The organism is Bradyrhizobium sp. Mp27 (genome assembly GCF_029953005.1).
Taxonomy (GTDB): Bacteria; Pseudomonadota; Alphaproteobacteria; order Rhizobiales; family Xanthobacteraceae; genus Bradyrhizobium; species Bradyrhizobium barranii.
This window is the reverse complement of sequence record NZ_JASAUS010000337.1, coordinates 1-3,828: the sequence shown is the minus strand read 5'-3', so window position 1 is coordinate 3,828 and position 3,828 is coordinate 1. Positions and strand designations below refer to the sequence as shown.

The window sequence follows — 3,828 nt, the reverse complement described above, 5'->3', positions numbered from 1 at the left end:
ACGGCGTGGTCGACCAAATGCTACATGAACATGCGACCGCTCTATCAGCCACAACTCTCTGAAACCGGAGCCGTCGCCTGATCAAAAGTGCGAAAGATTCTGGACAGTACCTTTCAATCCGGAGGTCGTCATAGTTCTTCTGTTTTAGCTTATACCTGAAAACACTTCCGTCCCCGTCCAAGTTGATGGTCGCCTTTACTTGGATATCAATCTTGGGGCGCATCGATTCGCCGGCCTCAATCGTGAGGTCGATACTATCACGATCAAAATGACGGGTGGCTACGACATAACCGGCGCTAGCCGCTACCGCACAAACGTACGCGAGTGAGTACGCTTCTTGCTTGTCGGTCTCTGCGAGAAGTGCATCCATGGCTTACCTTCAAACCACACTGCACCCCCATACCATAGTTCCCGCCGAATAGTCGATGCTTTGGTGCTCCGCCGCCCTCCTCGCCCCACTGCTCCACGCAGCCTACCGATTTGCGGGGGGCAACGTTGACGCCGGGCGCGCTCCGCCCGCCATGCTGACCAATCATCGATGCCGGCTCAATCTTCTTTCCAGGTTGATCTTCCGGCCATACGCGCACGACGCGCTGCATCACGCCATCCGCGTGATGATCTCGTCTCAGTGACCGTAAGCAGCGCAGGCGCGACTCGGCGCCGGAAATGCGAGCGACGCTGTCCCTGCCACACCCGCGCTGCCGGTGAAGTTAGCGGCACGTGACTCGGCGATTCGTGACGGACAACGAAGCGCTGTCCCTGCAACGCACCGCTAACTTAGGTGGCCAGCCTTCCCCCTTGGATTGGCAAGACTGTCCACCTTTGCTCGTGAGACATATTCTCGTGAGACATATTCTCGTGAGACATATTCTCGTGAGACATATTCTCGTGAGACATATTCTCGTGAGACATATTCTCGTGAGACATATTCTCGTGAGCGCCACCAGATTATAGCGCAGACAAGTATCCGGGGCACCTACCTGAATTGGCGGCGGCATGGTCCGCCACTGAACGCTAAGCTGGTTGCTACTTTGCATGCGGAAGGAGAGAGCCACGTGGCTAGACTCGCTCGCGTTCGTTGCATCGATAAGACCGACAGGACGAAGCCCCACGAGAGAATTAGCAGCATCGGCGGGGTATATTCGAACGGAAGTCACTGGAAGCAATCTGTCGTTCAGACGATCAGAGACATCGAAAGCGGCGCGTGGGAATTCTATGTTCAGGAAGACGGGCTCACTGCTGGTTTGATCGTGGCCAAACACGAAGGGCACAAGTACATCAAGACGACGGCAGACGGCATTCAGCCAGACAGCCTTCTTTCACTCGCTGAGTGCCCGCCCGTATTCTCCCTGTAGCGAAGGCATCCGCAGCTAAGACCGTGCCCTCCGCAGCCTAGCGCTTTTTCCTTTCGGCCGCTTTGACGCGGGTGCCGATGCAAATTGGCCTGTCTTATGCGTGGTCATTCCTCAATTCGGGAATAAGTTTCCGTGACGTGCGCGACCGTAAGCTGGTAACCCTGCGTTCTCGCCTCCGGAATATCCGCCAACCGACGGTCAGAGGGGAGCGTGAGTCGGGAGCTGATGTTGAAGTGAGGATCGAGCGCGACATCCTCGGCAAGAACGACTTCGTCGGCGTTCTGGTCGGCAACATGGTTGGGGTCCTGCGGGGAATGGGACCTCTCGCCACGATATCCGTGCTGCTCCCGCTAACGTTCGGCATTCCCCCGGTCGGCGCGATCTTGATGCTGTCAGGCGTCTTCTATGGAGCGCAATACGGCGGCGCGATTTGTTCCATCCTGCTCAACCTACCGTGCCATCCACCGCACGCGGTGACGTGCCTCGACGGATTTCCGCTGACGAAGCAGGGTCGAGGCGGCGCGGCACTCGGCATCACGGTACTGTCGTCGTTCGTCGGCGCCTCTTGGGGCATCATGGAGATGATCTCTCTGGCACCGTTGCTTGTGAAGGTCGCGCTTGAGTTCGGTCCAACCGAAATCTGTTCGCTGATGCTTCTTGGTCTTCTCGCCGGCTCGACACTGGCGAAAGGCTCACCGCTCAAGGGCATCGCGATGACATTGCTCGGCCTTTTCCTGGGAACGTGGGAACGGATGTCGAGACCGGCACGGAACGGTTCACGCTCGGCATCCCGAATCTCCTCGACGACATCGAACTCGTCGGACTCGCACTTGGTCTATTTGGCATCGCCGAGTTCATGAAGAGCGTGAACCAATATTCAGAGGTGAACACACGCTATTCGAACGTCGGACTACGCGATCTGCGTCCATCGCGTGACGAACTCCGCCGCTCGATCCCCGCGATGTTGCGTGGAACCATCATCGGAAGCCTCTGCTCGCTCATTCCAGGAACGGGACCGACGATCGCCTCCTTCATCTCCTACGCGGCCGAGAAGAAGGTCTCGATGACGCCAGAGAAGTTCGGTACGGGGATGATCGAAGGCGTCGCCTGTCCAGAGGCGTCCACGCACTCGTCGGTACAGGGCGACTTCATCCCGACCATGAGCCTCGGCATTCCCGGCGACGCTGTCATGGCCCTGATCCTTGGCGCGCTGATGATCCAAGGCATCGTACCCGGCCCCCAGTTGATCAAGGAGCATCCGGACATCTTCTGGGTCTAATCGCGAGCTTCTGGATCGGCAACGTCATGCTGGTGCTGCTCAACGTCCCGCCAATCGGGGTGTGGGTGAAGCTCCTGATGATTCCCTACAAGTACCTGTATCCGAGTGCGCTGTTCTTCGTTGCGATCGGCGTCTACTCGACCAACAACGATATGTTCCAGGTCGGCGAGACCGTCGTGGTCGGGTTGGTCGGCTATCTGCTGCTGCTGCTCGATTTCCACCCGGCCTCGATCCTGCTCGGCTTCGTCCTGGGGCCACGCCTGGAAGAGAACTTCCGCCGTTCGCTGCTGGTCTCGCGGGGCGACGCCATGATCTTCGTCGAGCGGCCGATCAGCGCGTTCTTTTTACTCCTGTGCGTGGTGCTTCTGGCGGCGCAGGTTTACGTCCGCTTGCGCAAACCGAAGGCGTTTGCTGCGCTCGACCTCCCAGAGAGCTCCGGTGCCGCGATCGCACGACCCGCGGAGTAGAAACATTCCGCTCGCGGATCGATTATCCGCGACGACGCAAAGACTTAGCCGCCGCCGCCGCGCTACGGGGGGGCTCCGGGGTTTTGCTGGCTTCGTAAATGTCGGCAAGTGTCTCGAGATGCGACGCCAGCTTGCGGGCGTCGTCTGACGCGAAGCTCACGTCTGAGCCGAGGCCTGCGCCCAGCCGGCAGCGCATCGCAATAAGGCGAAGGTCGGCCAAGGTGCCCTCCAGGCCCTTGCTCAAATCGGGCACAGGCGGGCTACGGTGCGTTCTTTGGGTCCCGGATGTGTCCGTGGAAGAGGTTGGGGTCTTGGAACGCATGGGCGGGCTCCTAAAGGCAGGCTGAGGGCTCTTAGCTGCAAACAAGCGCACCGGAACCAAATCAGGTTGTACGCAAAATTGCTTCGACGCGCGCCTTGAGTGTCTTGCCGATATCCTCATGCGGTCGTGATTCGTAATATAGCTCCCTCGCAAGCGCCTCAATTTCACCCGTGTCTTTCACGAGCTCTGCGAGCGCTTCGAGAGCCTTTGAGCCGGGTCGGAGAGTTTCGCGGAAACGTCGGGCGACGAGTTGCAGATTTTCGTTTTCTATCTGCTCATTATTTAACTCCGCGTTGCTAGTACCCGGAATCAGAGCTGAGTGATACGGCGGCCTTTGAAACGGCGTTGACGGACCTTTTTCTTGGTCCAGACGAAGGGCTCGGCTCTGTCGTTGTATGCGTTGAC

6 protein-coding genes are annotated in these 3,828 nt (G+C 58.5%); 4 read left to right on the top strand and 2 right to left on the bottom strand.

Going from position 1 to position 3,828, the window contains the following annotated elements; translation table 11 throughout:
* Positions 1-370, bottom strand: a 370-nt coding sequence (locus QJT78_RS49340; RefSeq protein WP_281460790.1) for a DUF4365 domain-containing protein, incomplete at its 3' end; no start/stop codon positions are given.
* A gap of 685 nt (positions 371-1,055) precedes the next feature.
* Here QJT78_RS49340 and QJT78_RS49335 point away from each other — a divergent pair.
* From QJT78_RS49335 to QJT78_RS49320, 4 genes are all read left to right on the top strand, one after another.
* Positions 1,056-1,355 (top strand): DUF3892 domain-containing protein, encoded by a 300-nt coding sequence (locus tag QJT78_RS49335; RefSeq protein WP_028154453.1) that lies wholly within the window; start codon positions 1,056-1,058, stop codon positions 1,353-1,355.
* Between the two features lie 77 nt (positions 1,356-1,432).
* Positions 1,433-2,215 (top strand): tripartite tricarboxylate transporter permease, encoded by a 783-nt coding sequence (locus tag QJT78_RS49330; RefSeq protein ID WP_240537875.1) that lies wholly within the window; start codon positions 1,433-1,435, stop codon positions 2,213-2,215.
* The gene (locus QJT78_RS49325) at positions 2,098-2,634 is read left to right on the top strand and encodes a tripartite tricarboxylate transporter permease (RefSeq protein ID WP_240537874.1); all 537 of its coding nucleotides are present in this window, start codon (positions 2,098-2,100) and stop codon (positions 2,632-2,634) included. The genes QJT78_RS49330 and QJT78_RS49325 overlap by 118 nt, the downstream gene beginning before the upstream one ends.
* Positions 2,635-2,660: 26 nt before the next feature.
* Entirely contained in the window at positions 2,661-3,101 is a 441-nt protein-coding gene (locus tag QJT78_RS49320; RefSeq protein WP_240537873.1) for a tripartite tricarboxylate transporter permease, read from the top strand.
* Between the two features lie 383 nt (positions 3,102-3,484).
* Here the strand turns inward: QJT78_RS49320 and QJT78_RS49315 are convergent.
* The coding region (locus tag QJT78_RS49315) for a hypothetical protein (RefSeq protein ID WP_281460791.1) at positions 3,485-3,828 on the bottom strand (344 nt) is incomplete at its 5' end.

Coding starts and splice junctions, on each gene's coding strand:
- QJT78_RS49330 (WP_240537875.1), top strand. CDS start 1,433: ATGCAAATTGGCCTGTCTTATGCGTGGTCATTCCTCAATTCGGGAATA.
- QJT78_RS49320 (WP_240537873.1), top strand. CDS start 2,661: ATGCTGGTGCTGCTCAACGTCCCGCCAATCGGGGTGTGGGTGAAGCTC.